This window comes from Mycobacterium hackensackense (assembly GCF_025822555.1).
GTDB lineage: Bacteria > Actinomycetota > Actinomycetes > Mycobacteriales > Mycobacteriaceae > Mycobacterium > Mycobacterium fluoranthenivorans.
In genome coordinates this window covers 329,022-347,999 of the sequence record NZ_JACKUC010000030.1, presented here as the reverse complement: position 1 = coordinate 347,999, position 18,978 = coordinate 329,022, and the positions used below count along the sequence as shown (strand labels likewise).

Genomic DNA, 18,978 nt, shown 5'->3' with positions numbered 1-18,978 from the left:
ATATATGCGCAAACTCGCATATGTTGCAAGGGTCAGACCCAGGCGGACCAGAACCGGGTCAGCTGTCCGCCGATGGCCACCAGCTGCTGGGGCACCCCGGACAGGTCGACGAACCAGAACACCACGTCGAAGAACACCCGGTTGAGCTGGGGGACCATCAGCAGGATGAACAGGATGATGAATCCCCACTGCTTGGCCGGTTCCAGTGCCCGGCGGGTGTCCGCACTCAGATGCGGTTCCAATGCGCCGTAGCCGTCCAGGCCGGGGACCGGAAGCAGATTCAGCAGCAGCGCCGTCACCTGCAGGAAGCCCAGGAAGGCCATACCGGACCAGAACACGCCGTGGGTGGAGTCGAAGAACAGGGCCGTGACGGCGAGCAGCAGCGCCGCCAGCACCGCATTGGCCAACGGACCGGCCAGGCTGACCTGTGTGCGCTGCCTGGGGGTCATCCAGGACGTCCGCACGTACACCGCCCCACCCGGCAGGCCGATCCCGCCGATGGCGATGATCGCCAGGGGCAGCGCGATCGACAGCAGTGGGCTGGAGTACTTCAGCGGGTTCAGGGTCAGGTAGCCGCGGATCTCGACATCGCGGTCGCCGAACCGCCACGCGGTATAGGCATGGCCGAACTCGTGCAGGCACAACGACACCAGCCAGCCCGCGACGACGAAGACGAACACCGCCACGTACGACAGCGGGCGCACGGTGTCCTGGCAGAACCAGGCCAGGCCCCCACCTGCCGCCGTGAGCGCAACGATCGCCAGGAAGACCGGGCTGGGACGCACCGATTGATGCAGGGGCCGGATGTTCACCCCACGAAAGCTACCGGCCCGGTTCCTGTCCGCGCTGCGCTCGCGTCAGTCCACCCGTAGCCAGCCCTGCGTGTGCCGGTAGAACGTCGACCGTCGGACCGGGCGAGGCGCCTGGACCCCGTCGCGCACCACCACGGCTCCGGTGGTGCCCAGCTGCACCGCGCGACCGGCGACCCAGCGGCGGGCCCGCATGCGCGGGCTGAGCACGCTGGCCCGTAGTCCTGGTGGCGCGTCGGTGGGCTCGATCCGGACGGCGGTGGCCGTGCCGTCGAAGAGCACGGTGTCGTCCACGACCGCCTCGCCCTCGATCTGTCGGGCGGAGTCGTCCGGCGGCAGCCAATACCCGGCGCCGACGAGAACCGCGCCGGTCTCGTCCCGGATCAGCGGGACCCGGCGGGCCCGCCCGGTGCGGGCCCGCCGACCGGACCGGAACGGCGGCACCACGGCGACCTCGATATCGAGTCGATCGGCCCGCAGCAGCCTGCTCAGCACCGTCGCGACGTCGGCATCCGAGCCCGCCACGGCAAGTCGGCCCGCCGTGAATGACGCGTCGACATCGGCCGGCTCTACGATCATCACCGCAGGACAGTCGGCCAATGTGCGGGGGATGCGACGGTCACCGAAGAGCAGCACGCTGATCTCTTGGCCGCTGTCTGTGGTGGTCAACGCCGCTCCTGTGGCTCCGCTCGGATATGGTGGGTCACCGGCTGCATCACTTTAAGCGGGAGAAATGCCATGCCGGCAATCGTGCTCATCGGGGCCCAGTGGGGTGACGAGGGCAAAGGTAAGGCCACCGATCTACTCGGTGGACGCGTGCAATGGGTTGTGCGCTATCAGGGCGGTAACAACGCGGGTCACACCGTGGTGCTGCCCACGGGCGAGAACTTCGCGTTGCACCTCATCCCCTCGGGCATCCTCACCCCAGGTGTCACCAACGTCATCGGCAACGGTGTCGTGGTGGACCCCGGGGTGCTGCTCAAGGAGCTATCGGGGCTGGAGGAGCGCGGTGTCGACACGTCCGGCCTGCTGATCTCTGCCGACGCCCACCTGCTCATGCCGTATCACGTCGCCATCGACAAGGTGACCGAGCGCTACATGGGCAGCAAGAAGATCGGCACCACCGGCCGCGGGATCGGTCCCTGCTATCAGGACAAGATCGCCCGCATCGGCATCCGGGTGGCCGATGTGCTCGATGAGGAACAGCTGTCCAACAAGATCGAGGCCGCCCTGGACTTCAAGAACCAGGTGCTGGTCAAGATCTACAACCGCAAGGCGCTGGACCCGGCCGAAGTGGTGGAGAACCTGTTGGAGCAGGCCGAGGGTTTCAAGCACCGGATCGCCGACGCCCGGCTGCTGCTCAACCAGGCGCTGGAGGCCGGCGAGACCGTGCTGCTCGAGGGCTCGCAGGGCACGCTGCTCGACGTCGACCACGGCACGTATCCGTTCGTGACGTCGTCCAACCCGACCGCCGGCGGCGCGGCGGTGGGCTCCGGTATCGGGCCGACCCGCATCACCACGGTGCTCGGCATCCTGAAGGCCTACACCACCCGGGTGGGCTCGGGCCCGTTCCCCACCGAACTGTTCGACGAGCATGGCGCCTACCTGGCCAAGACGGGCGGCGAGGTCGGGGTGACCACCGGCCGGCCGCGTCGTTGTGGCTGGTTCGACGCCGTCATCGCCCGGTACGCGACGCGGGTCAACGGCATCACCGACTACTTCCTGACCAAGCTCGACGTGCTCTCCAGCCTGGAGACGGTGCCGGTGTGCGTGGGCTACACCGTCGACGGTAAGCGCACCGACGAGATGCCGATGACGCAGGCCGATATCGCCCGCGCCGAGCCGATCTACGAGGAACTGCCCGGCTGGTGGGAGGACATCTCCACCGCGCGCGAGTTCGACGAGCTGCCCGCCAAGGCGCGTGACTATGTGCTGCGGCTGGAGGAGCTGGCCGGGGCGCACGTGTCGTGCATCGGCGTCGGCCCGGGCCGGGAACAGACGATCGTGCGCCGCGACGTGCTTGGCGCAAGGTGACAGCGGACCGGCCGGAGTCGGTTTTCGAACAGCACGGCGGCTTCCCGGTTTTCACCCCTGCCGACCCGGGGCCCGGCTTCGCGCGGTTCCTCACCGCGATGCGCCGGGCTCAGGACCTCGCGGTCTCGGCGGACCCCGACAGTGCCACCTGGGACGAGGCAGCGGACCGTGTGGAGGCACTCGTCGCGCTGCTGGAGCCGTATCAGGCCGAGGAGGGTGTCGGCCCGGCCAGCCGGATGCCGAGTCTGCCCGGTGCGGGCAGTCTGCTGATGCCGCCGTGGCGGGTCACCAAGTTCGATCCCGACGGTGTCGAACTGGAGGTGCAGTTCAGCCGCTATCACGTCGGCGGGAACTACGCGGTGCACGGCGGCGTGCTGCCGCTGCTGTTCGATTCGGTGTTCGGCATGGTGATCCACGCGGCCGGCCGGCCGATCAGCCGGACCGCCTACCTGCACGTCGAGTACCGCAAGGTGACTCCGATCGACACCCCGCTGATCGCCCGCGGACGGGTCACCGAGGCCGAAGGACGCAAGGCATTCGTCGAAGCCCAACTGCTCGACGGGGCGGAAAATGTGCTCGCCGAGAGCAACGGTTTGATGATCAGGCTGCTGCCGGGTCAACCTTAGCCCGCAGACGTGCTACCGTCAGTTGCGCGCATTTTGGTTGACGCGCTTGTAAATGAGGGAAGTAAGTTCAATGGCACAGGGCACTGTGAAATGGTTCAACAGTGAAAAAGGCTTCGGCTTCATCGCTCCCGATGGTGGGGCTGCCGACGTTTTCGTTCACTACTCCGAGATCACCGGAAACGGTTACCGCTCGCTCGAGGAGAACGCTCGCGTTCAGTTCGAGGTCGAGCAGGGCGCGAAAGGCCCGCAGGCGGTAGGCGTCTCGCTCATCTGAGCGAGAATCAGAGCTTCTGAGGGCCGGCGCGGTGAGACCGCGCCGGCCCTTCTCGCTTGCCTGATGGTCATCGACGATTCACGCCACCGACGCGTATCCGCCGATGGAATTGTGAAGACTGGAAATCGATGACTTACTTGAATTTGATTCATATGAATCGCGCGTGCCGAAGCCCGGGCTGCACCGCCGCGCCCGTCGCCGGGACCCGCCATTGCGGCCACCACGGCATCGCCCGGCATTTCGCGAGTCTGCGGCAGAAGTAGATTCGCCCGCAGCGCCCACCGCGGGATGCGAACATGACGCGGTGAGCACGCCACTTCAATTTCACCACCTGACCACCCCGCGGGCTGCGGCCGTCGCGGGCGTGCTGTTCTCCGTGCTGTTCACCGCCTCATTGGTGCTGTTGTGGACCACCGTGCCCGAAGGCGGTGCGCACGGCAGCCAGTGGACCGTGGCGGGCAGTGGTCACCTCAAAACGGCGGCGGCCCTGATGCCGTTCGCCGGGATCGCGTTCCTCTGGTTCATCGGCGTGGTGCGTGACGGGTTCGCCGGTGTGGAGGACAAGTTCTTCTCCACGGTGTTCCTGGGCGCGGGCCTGCTGTTCCTGGCGATGGTGTTCGCCACCACCTCGGTGGGAATCGGCTTGGCGCACAGCAGTACTGATGTGACAGATCCGGGTGCGCGCGCCGAAGTGGTGGCCTTCGCCACGATGGCGCTGACCGCGCTCGGAAAGACCTACGCACTGCGGATGGCCGCGGTGTTCATGATCTCGTTGGCGACGATCTGGCTCAAATCGGGTGTGATGCCGCACTGGCTGGTGTGGACCACCTACGTCACGGCGGTGGTCGTTCTGGTGGCCGCCGATACGTCCGTCTGGCTGATGCTCGTCTTCCCGGTGTGGGTGCTGTTGGTCAGCGTCATGCTGCTCGGGCGCTCCGGGGTGATCCCCCTGCCCGACGCCATCGAGTGACGAGTTCTCTCAGAACGGTGGTGGTTTCGCGTTCTCGTGGAGGGTTTGTTGGTTGAGGCGGCGTTCGGTGACCAGCCGGGTGCGCCAGGTGATCGCGGCCGCGGTTTTGGCCGAAATCTCCCCGTGCTCCAGTAGCGCCCCCACTTTCGGGAGCCGGTCCCGCAACGCGAGCGCGATGCGCATCTGCCGCCGATATTTCCGCGGCGGCGTACTCCCACCCATCCAACGCCGCAGAAGCCTGCGCTTCGTCTTCGTCCTTGCAGTGCCAGTCGACCAGGGCGGCGATGAGCGCCCACCGCTGCGCCGCGGCCGCCGCTTCGGCCCGGGTCGCGGTGCGCAACGCCTCGATCAGCGCCGCCGCACCACCCAAGTCGAACATACGTTCACACTACAACGACCCGCCGACACGGCACGGAAGTTATCCACAGGCCCGAACTTATCCACAACCCCACGCCTGCACCAGGATTCGGTTCTGGGCTATCCGCGTTTCGTATCCCGCCAGTCCACCAGTTTCTCGACGGTGCTGAAGTCGAACTTGCCCTCGGATGCGCGAATCTCGGTGTGGAACAACGACGCTCCAGCGGAAAGGTATGCGTCCGCGGACTTGGGGTCCGTCCACAGCGTGGAGCGTTCGATATCGGTGTCCGCGCGGCCGAAGCCGGCGGCCAACTCGGCGACCCGGGCGCTGGCCTCGCGGTAGGAATCCAGCGGCAGGAAGGTGTGCCAGATGTCGGCGTGCCGGGCGACGGCAGGCAGGGTGCGCTTGGGGCCGGAGCCGCCGATCAGGATCGGGATCTTGCGCAGCGGTGCGGGCTGTAGCAACTCGAATCGACGCTCGATCCGCAGCAGTCCCTCATCGAACAGGTCGGCGCGAGACTTCACCGTGCCGTAGTCGAAACCATAAGTGGTGTAATCCTTCTCGTACCACCCTGCGCCGACGCCGAGAATCGATCGTCCGCCACTGATGTGGTCGACGGTGCGCGCCATATCCGCCAGCAGATCCGGGTTGCGGTAGCCGATCCCCGCCACCAGAAGACCGAGTTCGGCGCGTGTGGTGATCTCGCCCCACGACGCCAGGGCGGTCCAGCCCTCGAAGTTGTTCACGTCGGGCTGGACTTCGGCCAGCACCGGCTTGGCATCGGCGATGGACTCGATGAACGGCGCGTGGAAATGGTCGTAGCCGAAGATGACGTCCACCCCGATCTCCTCGGCATGTAGGACGGCTTGCCGCCAGGTGGCGTAGTCAGGGGTGTCGGCGGGCTGTATCTGGACTGCAACGCGCACGGGATAGGCCATGAACCCGACAAGCAGGGCTCACGGAGATTTATTCCACGGCTAGGGGACTTCGCGCAGTGCGCTGGCCGGGCAGAGCTTGACGGCCTCGCGGGCGTGGTCCTCCTCGCCGGCGGGCACCTCGTCGTCGAGCAGCACCACGATGCCGTCCTCGTCCTGGTCGAACACGGCCTCGGCCACCATCACGCAGTTGCCCGCGGCGATACACGCGTCGCGGTCGGCATCGATATGCATGGTCAGCTCACCCCTTCTCATCCCTCCACGTCACTGCCAACGAACGTAGTCCGTAGATGAAGTGGAACGACCGGAATTCGACATCGGCGAAATCCTCGGCCAGCTCCAGTCCGGGAAACCGGCGGAACAACGCCGGGAACGCGATACGCATCTCCATCCGGGCCAGCGGCGCACCCAGGCAGTGGTGCACGCCGTGGCCGAAAGCGAGGTGCCCCGGCGCGCCGCGGCGCACGTCGAGAACATCGGGGTCGGCGACGAACGCGGGGTCCCGATTGCCCGACGGCAGCGAGGCGAACACCAGGTTGCCCGCCGGAATCACCGTCCCGGCGATCTCGACATCGGCGGTGGTGAACCGCGGAATCGCGTGCTGTACCACCGACAGCCAGCGCAGCAGTTCCTCGATGGCGGGTGCGACGGCGTCGGGATCGTCGCGGATCAATGCCAGTTGGTCGGGATGGCGCAGCAACGCCAGCGTGCCCAGCCCCAGCATGTTCGACGTGGTCTCGTGGCCGGCCAGCAACAGCAGACCGGCGATGCCGACCAGTTCGTCGTCGGTCAGTTCGGTGCCGTGCTCGCGGATCAGCATGCCGAGGATGTCCTCGCCGGGAGCGCGCCGGGCGGTGAGCACCAGCCCCCGCATGTAATCGCGGCTTTCGCGCTGCAACGTCATCCGCTGCGCGATCGGCAGGGACAGATCGAGCTGGCGGCCCGAGCGTTCCTGGAAGTCGGCGCGGTCCTCGTACGGCACGCCGAGCAGCTCGCAGATCACCAGCGACGGTATGGGCAGCGCGAATTCGGAGATCAGATCTGTGCTCGATCCCCCGTCGCTTCGCTCGCCCCCGACTGGCGCCGCCGCGGCCATCGCGTCCAACCGCTGGTCGACGATCTCGGTGATCCGCGGCTCCAGCCGCTTCATCCGGCGGATGGTGAACTCCGGGGTGAGGAACCGGCGCAGCCGTTGATGCTCCGGCGGATCCTGCGCCAGCAGATTGCCCGCCCGCGCGCTGGCCTGCTCCTCCGCCGAGACCTCCGGTGCTCCGGGCAGGGCGAAACCCGGCGGTCGGCTGTTGGAGAAGTGCTCGTGATCAGCGAGGACGGCCTTGACGTCGTCGTGCCGGGTGATCAGATAGGCCCGGTTGCCCAGCGGGCCGGTGACGGACTGCACGCCCGCCGAATCCCGGAGGGCGGCCAGTTCTGGTGTCGGGTCGAAGCCGTTGCGCCGCATGTGCACCGGCGGTCTCGGCTCCTCGGTGAGGGTCATGACCAGACGTTACCCGCCGAACGCAAAGTCCTTGATCAGCGCGTTGACGACGACCGTCAGGCGAGGATCGGCAGCAGTGAGTGCACGATGTGCACCGCGGCGTGGGCAACCTGGGTGGTGTACAGGGTGAAGTCGATATCGGGGTCGTGCCCGGCGAGGTCGGACAGGGCGCGTATCACCAGCCAGGGCACGCCGAACGCGGCGCAGACCTGGGCCACCGCGGCGCCTTCCATCTCGATGGCCGATCCGCCCAGTTCCTGGTGCAGGCGCATCCGGGTGGCGTCGCAGTGCAGGTAGGCATCGCCGGACACGATGGTGCCGAACGTGATCAGCGGAGCACGGTCCTGTCCGCCCGCCTCGGCGTCGAGAAACGGCAGCAGAACCGAGGACAGTTTGCGCTGCACCCGGCCCAGCAGGTGCTCGTCCACGCTGAAACCGAGTTCGTCGGTCGGGTTGAAGAACCGCACGTGCCCGGGTTGATACAGCGAAAGCTGTTCATCTTCAATGATTCCGGAGTCCATGGCCACGATCTTCTCGGCGACGACGATATCGCCGATGGCCAGTTCAGGGCTGAGACCGCCCGCGACACCGGTGAAGATGACGGCGTCACAGCCGAACCTGCTGATCAACAGTGTCGCCGCGGTCGCGGCGTTCACCTTGCCCATCCCGGATTCGGCGGCCACCACGCGATACCCGTCGATGGATCCGGCGGCGAACGTCCACTGCGCCACCTCGGTGTGCACGACGTCCCCCATGAGTTCGGCGAAACTGGCCAGCTCGTCCGGGATCGCGCACAACACGCCAATCGTCATACCGCCACGCTATCGGTCGGCCCGCAGTCCCGGCCACCAGATGCGCGGCCCGATCAGGGTGAACAGCGCCGGGATGATGACGGTGCGCACGACGAACGTGTCCAGCAGGATGCCCAGGCCGACGATGATGCCCAGCTGGGTCAGCACGATCAGCGGCAGGACCCCGAGCACGCAGAACACCGCGGCCAGCACGATGCCCGCGCTGGTGATCACGGCGCCGGTCGCCGACACCGCCCGCACGATGCCCTGCCGGTTGCCGAACGCGGGGGTCTCCTCGCGTGCGCGGGTGACCAGGAAGATGGTGTAGTCCACGCCCAGCGCCACCAGGAACAGGAAGGCGAACAGCGGGGTTCCGTTGTCCAGCGCGGGGAATCCGAACAGGTGCACGCTGGCCCAGCCGCCGAGGCCCAGTGCCGCCAACGCACTGAGCACCGTCACCGCCACCAGGAGCACCGGCGCCAGCATCGAGCGCAGCAGCACGAACAGCACCGCCAGCACCACGGCCAGGATCGCCGGTATCACCACCAGCCGGTCGCGCTGGGCCGCCGCGGCGGTATCGCGGGCCTGGGCATCCGAGCCGCCCACCACCGCGGCGCCGTCCACGCGGTGCACCGAATCACGAAGGGCGTCAACGATGGTGAACGCCTTCGAGGAGGCGGGCGCGGCGTCGAGCACCACCGACCATTGCGTCAGCCCCGTATCCGACTGTCCCGCAGGGAGGACCGATGTCACGCCCGGGGTGCCCGCGATGGCGCGCTGGATCGCGTCGGCCGAGGCGCTGGGGCCGATGACGCGGGTGGGATCGGTCAGCCCACCGGGGAAATGCGCGGCCAGGGTGTCGTACCCGGCCACCGATTCGGCCTGCACCCGGAACTGTTGGGTCTGGGACAACCCGACCGGGGTGGTGAACAGCCCGGCGCACAGGGCGGCCAGGCCGGCCAGGGCCACCGTCGCGACCACGGCCGGTCGGCGGGCCACCCCGGCGGCGATACGGTGCCAGATACCGCTCTCGGTAAGCGGTTTGGCGTGCGACCCGGTCGTCGGGACGAACGGCCAGAACAGCTTGCGGCCGCACAACCCCAGCAGTGGGGGCAGCACCAGCAGCACGGAGACGGCTGCAACCACCAAGCCGGAGGCGGATTGCACCCCGAGGCTGCGGTTGCTCGGCGCCGAGGCGAACAGCAAGGTCAGCAGGGCCAGTACCACGGTGGCGTTACTGGCCAGGATGGCCGGGGCCGCGGCGCGCAGTGCCACGCGCAGCGCGTCGCGGTGGTCTTCGCGTACGTGCAGTTCCTCGCGATAGCGCGAGATCAGCAGCAGCGCATAGTTGGTGCCCGCGCCGAAGACCAGCACGCTGGTGATACCGCCGGTGGATCCGTCCGGGCTGAGCCCCACGCCCGAGGCCACCGCCGACCCCACGACGCTGCCCACCCGGTCGGCGAAGGCGATGACCAGCAGCGGTACCAGCCACAGCACCGGCGAGCGGTAGGTGATGATGAGCAGCAGCGCCACCACCGTCGCGGTCACGGCCAGGAGCGTGATGTTGGCTCCGGCAAAGGAATTGGCGATATCGGCGCCGAACGCGGGGCCGCCGGTGACCTGTGCCTGCACACCTGGCGGCAGGCGCTTGGCGGTGTCGGCGCGCAGGTCGCGCACCGCGTCGTTGAGTGCGAAGCCGGACAAGTCCGCAGGCAGCGGCGCGACCACCACGGCAGCCTTGCCGTCCTCGGAGACGCGGGCCCCGGTGCCGGCCGCGGTGATATCGGCCGCCGACAGCACAGCCCCGTCCGTGCGCGTCACCACGATGATCGCCGGAACGCGATCACCGCCCGGGAAGTCGGCCCGCAGTGCGTCGGCGCGGGCCGATTCGGCGGCGGCCGGGACGGACACGGGTGACTGCGATGCGGAATCGCCCGCACCGAGCAGTGCCATCAGGGCGCCGGAGGTGACCACGACGATCAGGGCCAGGACCCAGGAGAGACGAGCAGACATATCGAGAATATTTCAGATACTTAACTATTAATCAACTGTATGATCCGCGCATGCCACCGCAGCGCCACCGCGCCGACCTGGAAGCCCAGATCGCGGCGGACGCGCGGGCACTGACGGCCGAGTCTGAACAGATCGGCCGCTCCTTCGCGAGCCAGCACGACCTGGGCGCCAATGACTTTCGGGCGCTGCTGCACATCATGGTGGCCGAATCCGCGGGAACCCCGCTGACCGCCGGGGATCTGCGCAAGCTGCTCGGGACCTCGGGTGCGGCCATCACCTACCTGGTGGAGCGGATGATCGCCTCCGGGCACCTGCGCCGCGATATCGATCCCGCCGACCGGCGAAAGGTGATCCTGCGCCACGACGACCACGGCCTGACCGTCGGGCGGAAATTCTTCGCCCCGCTGGCCCAGCTCAACTCACGTGCCCTGGCCGACCTGCCCGACGCGGACCTGGAGGCGGCTCATCGGGTGCTCACCGCGCTCGTCGGCGCCATGCAGGAGTTCAGCGGCGGTTGAGCGTCGCCTCTTCCAGGTCCAGGCCGCGCAACACCGAGCGCAGCACCTCATCGTCGATGTTCCCGGCGTCGCGTTCGGCGATGAACGTCGCGCGTTCGGCGGCCAGCATCTCCAGCCGCAGCCGGCGGAACGCCGAAGCCGGGCTCTCGCCGAGCTCTTCCTCGCTGCGTCCCAGTCGTTCCCAGGCCGAGTTGCGCCGGGCGGTGTTCCATTTGTGCAGGACCGCTGCGGCACCGTCGCGCATGGCGTTACCGCCGGCGCGCTGCTCTTCGAGGAGCTCGTCGAGCCGCTCGGCGGCCGCCCTGGCCGCCTTGTCCTGCGCAGCGGCCTCGGCGAGGGCGTCCTGCTGTTCGTCGTCACCGCGCACGCAGAAGTGCCGGATCACCCAGGGCAGGGTCAGGCCGTGCAGCAGCAGGGTGCCGACCACCACCACGAAGGTGAGGAACACCAGTTGTGGGCGGCCCGGGAACGGGTCCCCGCTGAGCGTCGTGAGTGGCACACCGAACGCCGCGGCCAGGGACACCACGCCGCGCATCCCGGCCCAGGCCAGGACGAACACCTCGGCGGCGCCGGGGCGCGGCTCGTTCTCGCGGACCCGCTTGATCAGCAGACGCGGCGTGTAGGCGAACACGAACACCCAGACGATGCGCACCGCGATCACCGTCGCCAGCACCGAGACCGAGGACACGGCGATCCTGACGAACGAGATGCCGGTGAGCTCGTGCACCACCTCGGGCAGTTGCAGCCCGATCAGCAGGAAGGCGAATGATTCCAGGATGAGCTGCAACGCCTTCCACACGGCGTCGTCCTGCAACCGGGTGGCGTAACCGGCCTCCGTCGAGCGCTGCCCGAGGATGAGGGCGGCGACCACGACCGCGAGCACACCGGAGCCGTGGATCTCCTCGGCCAGCAGGTAGATGACAAACGGGGCGATGAGCCCGATGGCGCTCTCCACCAGCGGGTCGTCCAGCCGGTGCCGGATGAACGCGATCACCCAGCCCACGGCCAGGCCGACCACGAGTCCGCCGGCCACCGCCAGCCCGAATGTGGCCAGCCCCGAGCCCCAGGTCGCCGACGCTCCGATCGCCGCCGCCAGCGCCACCTTGTAGGCGGTCAGGGCGGTGGCGTCGTTGAGCAGGCTCTCCCCGCCGAGCAGCGTCATGATCTGCCGGGGCAGCCCGAGCCGGCGGCCGACCGCCGTCGCCGACACCGCGTCGGGCGGCGCCACGATCGCTCCCAAGGTCAGCGCCGCGGCGACGGTCAGCTCCGGCACGGTGTGGAACGCGACGAACCCGACGGCCAGCGTCGTCGCCAGCGGCAGGCCCACGGCCAGCAAGCCGATCGGCCGGATGTGCTGGCGCATGGTGACGTAGCTGCTCTCCAAACCGGCCGACCACAACAACGGCGGCAGGATGACGTTGAGCACCAGCTCGGGGTCCAGCTCGACGGAGCCGAAGCCCGGGATGGCGCTGGCCGCCAGCCCGGCCACCACCAGGGCCAGCGGAGCCGACACGTCGAAGCGGCGGCTGACACCCGCCAGCAGCACCGCCGCCGCCAGCACCGCCAGCAGTGTGCCTTCCATACCGCGAACCCCCCTTGCCGGACGGTGCGTGTGTTCGCCCGCCCGTATCCTTGATCAATATGCTGAAGAGATCACGTCGGCGCGAGGCGGGCACTCCTGCAGCCGCCGGAACCACTGCCTCCCGCTCGTGTGAGCATCTTCAGGCCGCGGTGGGCATCGTAGAGCCGGAGCCCGTCACCCCGGGACGCTGCCAGGAATGTGAAGCCGATGGCGAGCACGCGTGGGCACACCTGCGTATGTGTCTGACCTGTGGTCATGTCGGCTGCTGTGATTCCAGCCCGCTCCAGCACGCCTCGGCGCATTTCCACCAGACCGGACATGCCGTGATGCGCTCGGCCGAACCGGGTGAATCCTGGCGTTGGTGCTACATCGATATCCGGTTGGGCTGACGATCTGGCAGGCTGGGTGGGCAATGACTGACGCGAAGAACGTCCCGGTTCCCAGCCCGGCACCCATCGTGATGCTGCTCGGCTCGGGTGAAACGAGTCGCGAACTGGCGCTGGCTTTTCAGCGGCTGGGCGCCTCGGTGGTCGCGGTGGATCGGTACGCGGACGCGCCCGCACACCTGGTCGCCGACCGTGCCCTGGTGGTCAAGATGAACGATCGGGACGCGCTGGCCGCGGTGATCGCCAAGGAACAGCCGCATTTCGTGGTGGTCGAATCGGGTGTGGTCGCCACCGACGCACTGGCTGTCGTCGCCGACGGTGCGCAGCACGCCCCGATGGTCTTCCCGACCCCCGAGGCCACTCGCCTGAGCCTGGACCGCGAGGGTCTTCGCCGGCTGGCCGCCGATGAGCTCGGCTTGCCCACCGCGCCGTTCTGGTTCGCCGGGTCGGCCGCCGAATTGGCCACCGTCGCCGAGCACGCCGGTTTCCCGCTCACCGTGACACCGGTGCAGGGCGCCCCCGGCGACGGCGTATCGGTGCTGCTGCGTGCCGAAGACGTCGAGCCGGCCTGGAACCGCGCGGTCGCCGCCGGGCACACCACCCACAACCGGGTGATGGCCGAGACGGTGGTCGACGTGGACGACGAGGTGACGCTGCTGACGGTCCGTACCACCGGGCCGACCGGACCAGCCGTGCATTTCTGCGAGGTGATCGGGCGCCGCACCGCCGAGGACGGCACCCTGTCCACCTGGCAGCCGCACCGGTTGTCGCCCGCCGCGCTGGACGCCGCCAAGTCGATCGCGGCCCGCATCGTGAATTCGCTGGGCGGGCGCGGGGTCTTCGGGGTGGATCTGCTGGTCCGCGGTGACGAGGTGTATTTCGCCACGGTGCGGCCCCGCCCGGACGACACCGGCCTGCTGACGGCGCGCACCCAGCGGTTGTCCGAGTTCGAACTGCATGCCCGCGCGGTGCTCGGCCTGTCGGTGGACACCATCATGGTGTCGCCCGGCGCGGCGGAGGTGGCCTACGGCGGCGCCGATACGACCACCGAGCCCGCGGACCCGGGGGAGGTGCTCGCCGTCCTGGCCGAAGCGCTGGCCGTGGCCGAGAGCGATGTCCGCCTGTTCAACCGGCTCGACGAGTCCGACGGCCGGTACCGGCTGGGCGCCGCCCTGGCGACCGCACCCGATGTGACGGTGGCCCGGGACCGTGCGCAGCGCACCTCGCATGTGCTGCGTAAGCTCTGGCAGTCGTGAGCGACCAGGACGACCAGCAGGACCGCCCGACCGCCGCCCCCTTCCTGGGCGCGCTCGTCATCATCGTCATTGTGATCACCGCGATTTTTGTGCTGAACCGCCACAGCGACGGCGGGGATCCCGAACTGATCGGCACTGCCGTATCGGGTCAGAACGACGCCCTGCAGCGGCAGGACTACCAGGATTTCGTGAAGTACACCTGCAAGGAACAGCAGGGCACGCAGGATGACGTCCTTGCCCGGCAACGTAATTCAGCGGCCACCCGCGGAGAACGCTATGTGGACGGCGTCGGCAATGTGGTGGTGACCGGCGATCGCGCCACCGCCAAGGCGACCTACCACTTCAACAACGCACCGGACACCTTGGTCGGCGCCGATCTGGTACTCGTCCGCGAGGACGGGTCGTGGAAGATCTGCTCGGCGACTCCGGGCTAACCCTTGTTACCCCTGCGGACCACGCGCTACTACGGTGTGAGGTGTGTCCACACCCTACGCAGGAGACATCACGCCGCAGGAAGCCTGGAAGCTCCTCGCCGACGACCCCAGCGCCGTCCTGGTCGACTGTCGCACTGAGGCGGAATGGCGGTTCGTGGGTGTGCCTGATCTGGCCGAGCTGCGGCGCGATGTGGTCTACGTCGAGTGGAACAAGAGCAACGGCTCACACAACGACGGCTTCATCGACGATCTGACCGGGGCGGGTGTCACGCCCGGCGAGCGCCCGGTGATCTTCCTGTGCCGGTCCGGTAACCGGTCCATCGGCGCGGCCATCGCCGCCACCGAAGCCGGTATCGCGCCGTCGTACAACGTGCTCGACGGATTCGAGGGCAATCTCGACGAGAACGGCCACCGAGGCGCAACCGGCTGGAAAGCGGTCGGCCTGCCATGGACACAGACGTAGCGGCAGACGTAGCGACAGACGTAGCAACAGAGTGCACAACAGAGCGAGGGTCAGTTCATGAGTGAGGTTCCATCGGTGCGGATTCCGGCGGCCCTGCCCGACGGCGTCAGCCAGGCCACCATCGGTGTCCGTGGCGGGCTGCTGCGGTCGGGTTTCGAGGAGACCGCGGAAGCCCTCTACCTCACCTCCGGCTATGTCTACGAGTCGGCGGCAAGTGCCGAGCAGGCGTTCACCGGTGAGATCGACCGGTACGTGTACTCGCGCTACGGCAACCCCACCATCTCGATGTTCGAGGAGCGGCTGCGGCTCATCGAGGACGCCCCGGCGGCCTTCGCCACGGCCACCGGGATGGCGGCGGTCTTCACCGCGCTCGGCGCGCTGCTGGGTGCGGGGGACCGGCTGGTGGCTGCCCGCAGCCTGTTCGGGTCCTGTTTCGTGGTGTGCAACGAGATCCTGCCGCGCTGGGGTGTCGAGACGGTGTTCGTCGACGGCGAAGACCTCTCGCAGTGGGAGGAAGCCCTGAGCAAGCCCACCCAGGCCGTGTTCTTCGAGACCCCGTCCAACCCGATGCAGTCGCTGGTGGATATCGCCGCGGTCTCCGAGCTGGCGCACGCTGCCGGCGCAAAGGTGGTGCTGGACAACGTCTTCGCCACCCCGTTGCTGCAGCAGGGCATGCCGCTGGGTGCGGACGTGGTGGTGTATTCGGGCACCAAGCACATCGACGGTCAGGGCCGGGTGCTGGGCGGTGCGATCCTGGGCGACAAGGAGTACATCGACGGGCCGGTGCAGAAGCTGATGCGCCACACCGGACCGGCGATCAGTGCGTTCAACGCCTGGACCCTGCTGAAAGGCCTTGAGACGCTGGCCGTGCGGGTGGACTACTCGAACCGGTCCGCGCAGCGCATCGCCGAGTTCCTGGAAGGCCAGGCCGGGGTGAACTGGGTGAAATACCCGTTCCTGGAATCGCATCCGCAATTCGACCTGGCCAAACGGCAGATGCGCGGCGGCGGGACCGTGGTCACCTTCGAGCTTGATGGGGGTAAGGACCGCGCTTTCGAGGTGCTCGACAAACTCCAGGTGATCGACATCTCCAACAACCTGGGCGACGCCAAATCGCTGATCACCCACCCGGCCACCACCACGCACCGCGCGATGGGTCCGGAGGGCCGGGCCGCCATCGGCCTGGGTGACGGGGTGGTGCGCATCTCGGTCGGCCTGGAAGGGACCGAGGACCTGATCGCGGACCTGGACCGGGCGCTGGGCTGAGCGGTGTCACGGGACAACGCAGCGAAGAAGGCCCGCCGAAAGAAGCGTCAGGCCGCGCACCGGATCTCCACCGCGGCCTTCGAGCAGGTGGCGGCCATCGAGGATGCGGTGGTGGCCGATCTCGCCGAGTTCGACGAGCGAATCACCTTACGCGGCTGGATCTTTGACGAAGAAGAATCCAACGACGACTATGCGGTCTGGTTCTTCGAGCAGTCCGGGGCGCAGGTCGCCGACGGGCTGCCGGTGACGTCACTGTGGCTGGACGCCACCGAGGACGGCGCGATCGTGCGGGTGGTACTGGTCGGCACCACGACGCAGCACCCGTTCACCCATGACCAGCTCTTCGAGCACCTGCAGGTGATCGAGGATTACCGGAACGGTGACCCGGTCCCGGAGTTCGGCTAGGGTCTGCAACCCATGGCCCTCATCGCGGGAATCGACTCCTCGACGCAGTCCTGCAAGGTGCTCATCTGCGACGCCGATACCGGGCGCGTCGTGCGGGAGGGTCGGGCCCGTCATCCCGACGGCACCGAAATCGAGCCGTCGGCATGGGAATCCGCTGCCGCGGTGGCCATCGCAGACGCCGGCGGGCTCGATGACATCTCCGCGGTATCGGTCGGTGCGCAGCAGCACGGCATGGTGTGCCTGGACGACCGGGGCCAGGTGGTGCGCCCCGCGCTGCTGTGGAACGACACCCGTTCGGCGCAGGCGGCAGCAGATCTGGTGACCGAACTCGGCGGGCCGCAGGCCTGGGCCGACGCGGTCGGCGTGGTGCCGTTGGCCGCCATCACGGTATCCAAACTGCGCTGGCTGGCCGACCACGAACCGGCCGCCGCCGACCGCACGGCCACGGTGTGCCTGCCGCACGACTGGCTGAGCTGGCGGTTGGGTGGCCAGACCGATCCGGCCGCCGTCGTCACCGACCGCAGCGATGCCAGCGGGACCGGCTACTACGACGCCGGCACCGGCGAGTACCGCACCGATCTTCTGGAGCTGGCCCTGCGTGGCCGCCGCCCCGCCCTCCCGCGGGTGCTGGCACCCGGAGCCGGCATCGCGGCCGCAGGCCAGGTGTTCGGCGCCGGATTGGGCGACAATGCCGCTGCCGCACTGGGTTTGGGGGCCGTCGAGGGGGACGTCATCGTGTCGATCGGCACTTCGGGGGTGGTCTCGGCGATCGCCGCGGTCCCGGCCAGGGACGCCGAAGGGTTCGTCGCCGGTTTCGCCGATGGGACCGGCCGGCACCTGCCGCTGGTGTGCACGCTCAACGGGGCACGGGTGCTCGACGCCGCGGCCACTCTGCTGCGCGTCGGCCACGACGAGCTGTCCCGGCTGGCATGCTCGGCCCCGCCCGGCAGCGACGGCCTGGTGATGGTGCCGTACCTGGAAGGGGAGCGGACCCCCAACCGTCCCGACGCGACCGGTGCGGTGCACGGCCTGCGGGTGGGCAATGCCACCGCCGCCAACCTGGCCCGGGCCGCGGTGGAAGGTCTGCTGTGCGCGCTGGCCGACGGGCTCGACCACCTCACCGATCTGGGGGTGCCGGCGCGGCGGGTGTTGCTGGTCGGCGGCGGCGCCAAATCGCAGGCGTTGCGTGAGATCGCACCCACCGTTTTCGGTGTCCCGGTGCACGTGCCGGACCCGGCCGAATACGTCGCGCTCGGCGCGGCGCGGCAGGCCGCGTGGGCGCTGACCGGCTCGCTGCCGGAGTGGAACCCGCCGGCCGCCGCGCGCTACGAGGCCGATGCCGTGCCCGCGGTGCGGGCACATTATGCCGAGGTCCGCGACCTCACGTCCTCGGTGCCGGCCGGCCGCCGTGAGTGAAGTGACGCTGCGGCAGTTGCGCTACTTCGCCGTCCTGGGCGAGGAGCTGAACTACCGCCGCGCCGCCGAGCGCCTGTTCATCACCCAGCCGGCATTGTCCACCGCGATCAAAGCGCTGGAGCAGGCGTTCGGGGTGGTGCTGTTCACCCGCAGCACCCGGGAGGTCGCGCTCACCGATCTGGGGGCGGCCTGGCTGCCGCAGGTGCAGCAGGCCCTGGCCGGGGTGGACGCGGTGGTGGACAACCTGGTGACGTTGTCGGGTACCCGCCAGGGCCGGCTGCGGCTGGGATATCTGATCGGCACCGGCGCCGACCTGCTCTTCCGCATCGTGCGGCATTTCGAGGCCGCCTATCCCGAGGTCAGCGTCGAACCGATCGAGTTCGATTTCGCCGACCCGACCGCGGGTTTGTCCTCGGGTGCCACCGAAGTGGCGCTGATCAGGCCACCGGTGGATCTTCCCGAACATCGGATGCTCATCCTGGATTCCGAATCCTGGGTGGCCTGCCTGCCCAGGGATCATCCGCTGGCCGATCGGCACGAGGTGGGGATCGCCGAGCTGCTCGACGACCCGATCGTGTGCGCACCGCTGACGGCCGGCCCGTGGCGGGATTACTGGCTGGCGATGGATGTCCGCGGGAACCGGCCGCCGACCATCGCCGCGGTCGCTGCGACGTACGAGGCCGAGACGACGTCGATCGCGCGGGGCCTGGGCATCAGTTTCACCACCTCGTCGGTGGCCCGGTTCTACGACCGCCCCGGCATCGTTTACGTGCCGATAACAGACCGGCCGCCGAGTCACACGGCGCTGGCGTGGAATCCGGCGGCCCTGTCTCCCCAGGCGGATGCCCTGGTCAGGCACGTGCAGTCGCATTGGAGCTTCGGGGACACCCCGGACGAACCAGCCCGCTGATAACCAGCGGTTATCAATCCATCAAAACATCGAACTT

The 18,978-nt window shown here is 68.5% G+C and carries 22 protein-coding genes; 13 read left to right on the top strand and 9 right to left on the bottom strand.

What is annotated here, in order from left to right:
• Positions 1-32: 32 nt before the first annotated feature.
• Both H7J86_RS11165 and H7J86_RS11160 read right to left on the bottom strand, forming a co-directional pair.
• Positions 33-812, bottom strand: a complete 780-nt coding sequence (locus tag H7J86_RS11165; protein WP_267290964.1) for a site-2 protease family protein — start codon at positions 810-812, stop codon at positions 33-35.
• Between the two features lie 45 nt (positions 813-857).
• The gene (locus H7J86_RS11160) at positions 858-1,478 is read right to left on the bottom strand and encodes a peptidase M50 (RefSeq protein ID WP_267290962.1); all 621 of its coding nucleotides are present in this window, start codon (positions 1,476-1,478) and stop codon (positions 858-860) included.
• Positions 1,479-1,547: 69 nt separating this feature from the next.
• Here H7J86_RS11160 and H7J86_RS11155 point away from each other — a divergent pair, with 69 nt between their 5' ends.
• The 4 genes from H7J86_RS11155 to H7J86_RS11140 all read left to right on the top strand — a co-directional run bounded on the left by H7J86_RS11155 (position 1,548) and on the right by H7J86_RS11140 (position 4,713).
• On the top strand, positions 1,548-2,843 hold the full coding sequence (locus tag H7J86_RS11155) for an adenylosuccinate synthase (RefSeq protein ID WP_090358757.1): 1,296 nt from the start codon (positions 1,548-1,550) through the stop codon (positions 2,841-2,843).
• Positions 2,840-3,469 (top strand): PaaI family thioesterase, encoded by a 630-nt coding sequence (locus H7J86_RS11150; protein WP_267290960.1) that lies wholly within the window; start codon positions 2,840-2,842, stop codon positions 3,467-3,469. The genes H7J86_RS11155 and H7J86_RS11150 overlap by 4 nt, the downstream gene beginning before the upstream one ends.
• A 70-nt stretch (positions 3,470-3,539) precedes the next feature.
• Positions 3,540-3,743, top strand: coding sequence for a cold-shock protein (locus H7J86_RS11145; protein ID WP_090358761.1), 204 nt, complete (start codon positions 3,540-3,542; stop codon positions 3,741-3,743).
• Positions 3,744-4,047: 304 nt separating this feature from the next.
• Positions 4,048-4,713, top strand: coding sequence for a hypothetical protein (locus H7J86_RS11140; RefSeq protein WP_267290958.1), 666 nt, complete (start codon positions 4,048-4,050; stop codon positions 4,711-4,713).
• A 9-nt stretch (positions 4,714-4,722) separates the two neighbouring features.
• Here the strand turns inward: H7J86_RS11140 and H7J86_RS33380 are convergent, their stop codons facing one another.
• The 6 genes from H7J86_RS33380 to H7J86_RS11110 form a co-directional block, all read right to left on the bottom strand.
• A complete protein-coding gene (locus H7J86_RS33380) occupies positions 4,723-4,896 on the bottom strand; it encodes a DUF222 domain-containing protein (RefSeq protein WP_308204838.1) in 174 nt (57 codons plus the stop codon).
• A gap of 294 nt (positions 4,897-5,190) precedes the next feature.
• A complete protein-coding gene (locus H7J86_RS11130) occupies positions 5,191-6,009 on the bottom strand; it encodes an LLM class F420-dependent oxidoreductase (RefSeq protein WP_187098117.1) in 819 nt (272 codons plus the stop codon).
• Between the two features lie 39 nt (positions 6,010-6,048).
• Positions 6,049-6,240, bottom strand: coding sequence for a ferredoxin (locus tag H7J86_RS11125; protein WP_267292865.1), 192 nt, complete (start codon positions 6,238-6,240; stop codon positions 6,049-6,051).
• Between the two features lie 7 nt (positions 6,241-6,247).
• Positions 6,248-7,501, bottom strand: a complete 1,254-nt coding sequence (locus tag H7J86_RS11120) for a cytochrome P450 (RefSeq protein WP_267290956.1) — start codon at positions 7,499-7,501, stop codon at positions 6,248-6,250.
• A 56-nt stretch (positions 7,502-7,557) separates the two neighbouring features.
• Positions 7,558-8,313, bottom strand: a complete 756-nt coding sequence (locus H7J86_RS11115) for a 5'-methylthioadenosine/adenosylhomocysteine nucleosidase (RefSeq protein WP_267290954.1) — start codon at positions 8,311-8,313, stop codon at positions 7,558-7,560.
• Between the two features lie 9 nt (positions 8,314-8,322).
• A complete protein-coding gene (locus H7J86_RS11110) occupies positions 8,323-10,305 on the bottom strand; it encodes an MMPL family transporter (RefSeq protein WP_267290952.1) in 1,983 nt (660 codons plus the stop codon).
• 50 nt (positions 10,306-10,355) lie between these two features.
• Here H7J86_RS11110 and H7J86_RS11105 point away from each other — a divergent pair, with 50 nt between their 5' ends.
• Positions 10,356-10,823, top strand: coding sequence for a MarR family winged helix-turn-helix transcriptional regulator (locus H7J86_RS11105; RefSeq protein ID WP_090358773.1), 468 nt, complete (start codon positions 10,356-10,358; stop codon positions 10,821-10,823).
• Here H7J86_RS11105 and H7J86_RS11100 read toward each other — a convergent pair.
• Complete coding sequence (locus H7J86_RS11100; protein WP_187098121.1) at positions 10,810-12,405, bottom strand: Na+/H+ antiporter; 1,596 nt, start codon at positions 12,403-12,405, stop codon at positions 10,810-10,812. The two genes, H7J86_RS11105 and H7J86_RS11100, sit on opposite strands and share 14 nt — an antisense overlap.
• Positions 12,406-12,467: 62 nt before the next feature.
• Between H7J86_RS11100 and H7J86_RS11095 the strand changes: the two genes are divergently transcribed.
• From H7J86_RS11095 to H7J86_RS11060, 8 genes are read left to right on the top strand one after another with little or no spacing between them, the layout of a single operon-like run.
• Positions 12,468-12,794: a UBP-type zinc finger domain-containing protein gene (locus H7J86_RS11095; protein WP_267292863.1), complete on the top strand. Its 327-nt coding sequence runs from the start codon at positions 12,468-12,470 to the stop codon at positions 12,792-12,794.
• 23 nt (positions 12,795-12,817) lie between these two features.
• Positions 12,818-14,047: a formate-dependent phosphoribosylglycinamide formyltransferase gene (gene purT, locus H7J86_RS11090; protein ID WP_187098122.1), complete on the top strand. Its 1,230-nt coding sequence runs from the start codon at positions 12,818-12,820 to the stop codon at positions 14,045-14,047.
• Complete coding sequence (locus tag H7J86_RS11085; protein WP_267290950.1) at positions 14,044-14,481, top strand: Rv0361 family membrane protein; 438 nt, start codon at positions 14,044-14,046, stop codon at positions 14,479-14,481. Before purT ends, H7J86_RS11085 begins: the two co-directional genes overlap by 4 nt.
• A gap of 43 nt (positions 14,482-14,524) precedes the next feature.
• Positions 14,525-14,944 carry a rhodanese-like domain-containing protein gene (locus tag H7J86_RS11080; RefSeq protein WP_267290948.1) on the top strand — a complete coding sequence of 140 codons (420 nt, stop codon included), beginning with the start codon at positions 14,525-14,527 and terminating at the stop codon, positions 14,942-14,944.
• Between the two features lie 57 nt (positions 14,945-15,001).
• Positions 15,002-16,210, top strand: coding sequence for an O-succinylhomoserine sulfhydrylase (locus tag H7J86_RS11075; protein WP_090358785.1), 1,209 nt, complete (start codon positions 15,002-15,004; stop codon positions 16,208-16,210).
• Positions 16,211-16,213: 3 nt separating this feature from the next.
• Positions 16,214-16,615: a hypothetical protein gene (locus H7J86_RS11070; RefSeq protein WP_267290946.1), complete on the top strand. Its 402-nt coding sequence runs from the start codon at positions 16,214-16,216 to the stop codon at positions 16,613-16,615.
• A gap of 12 nt (positions 16,616-16,627) precedes the next feature.
• Positions 16,628-18,031, top strand: coding sequence for a xylulokinase (gene xylB, locus H7J86_RS11065; RefSeq protein WP_267290944.1), 1,404 nt, complete (start codon positions 16,628-16,630; stop codon positions 18,029-18,031).
• Entirely contained in the window at positions 18,024-18,941 is a 918-nt protein-coding gene (locus H7J86_RS11060; protein ID WP_235632895.1) for a LysR family transcriptional regulator, read from the top strand. The genes xylB and H7J86_RS11060 overlap by 8 nt, the downstream gene beginning before the upstream one ends.
• Positions 18,942-18,978 lie beyond the last annotated feature (37 nt).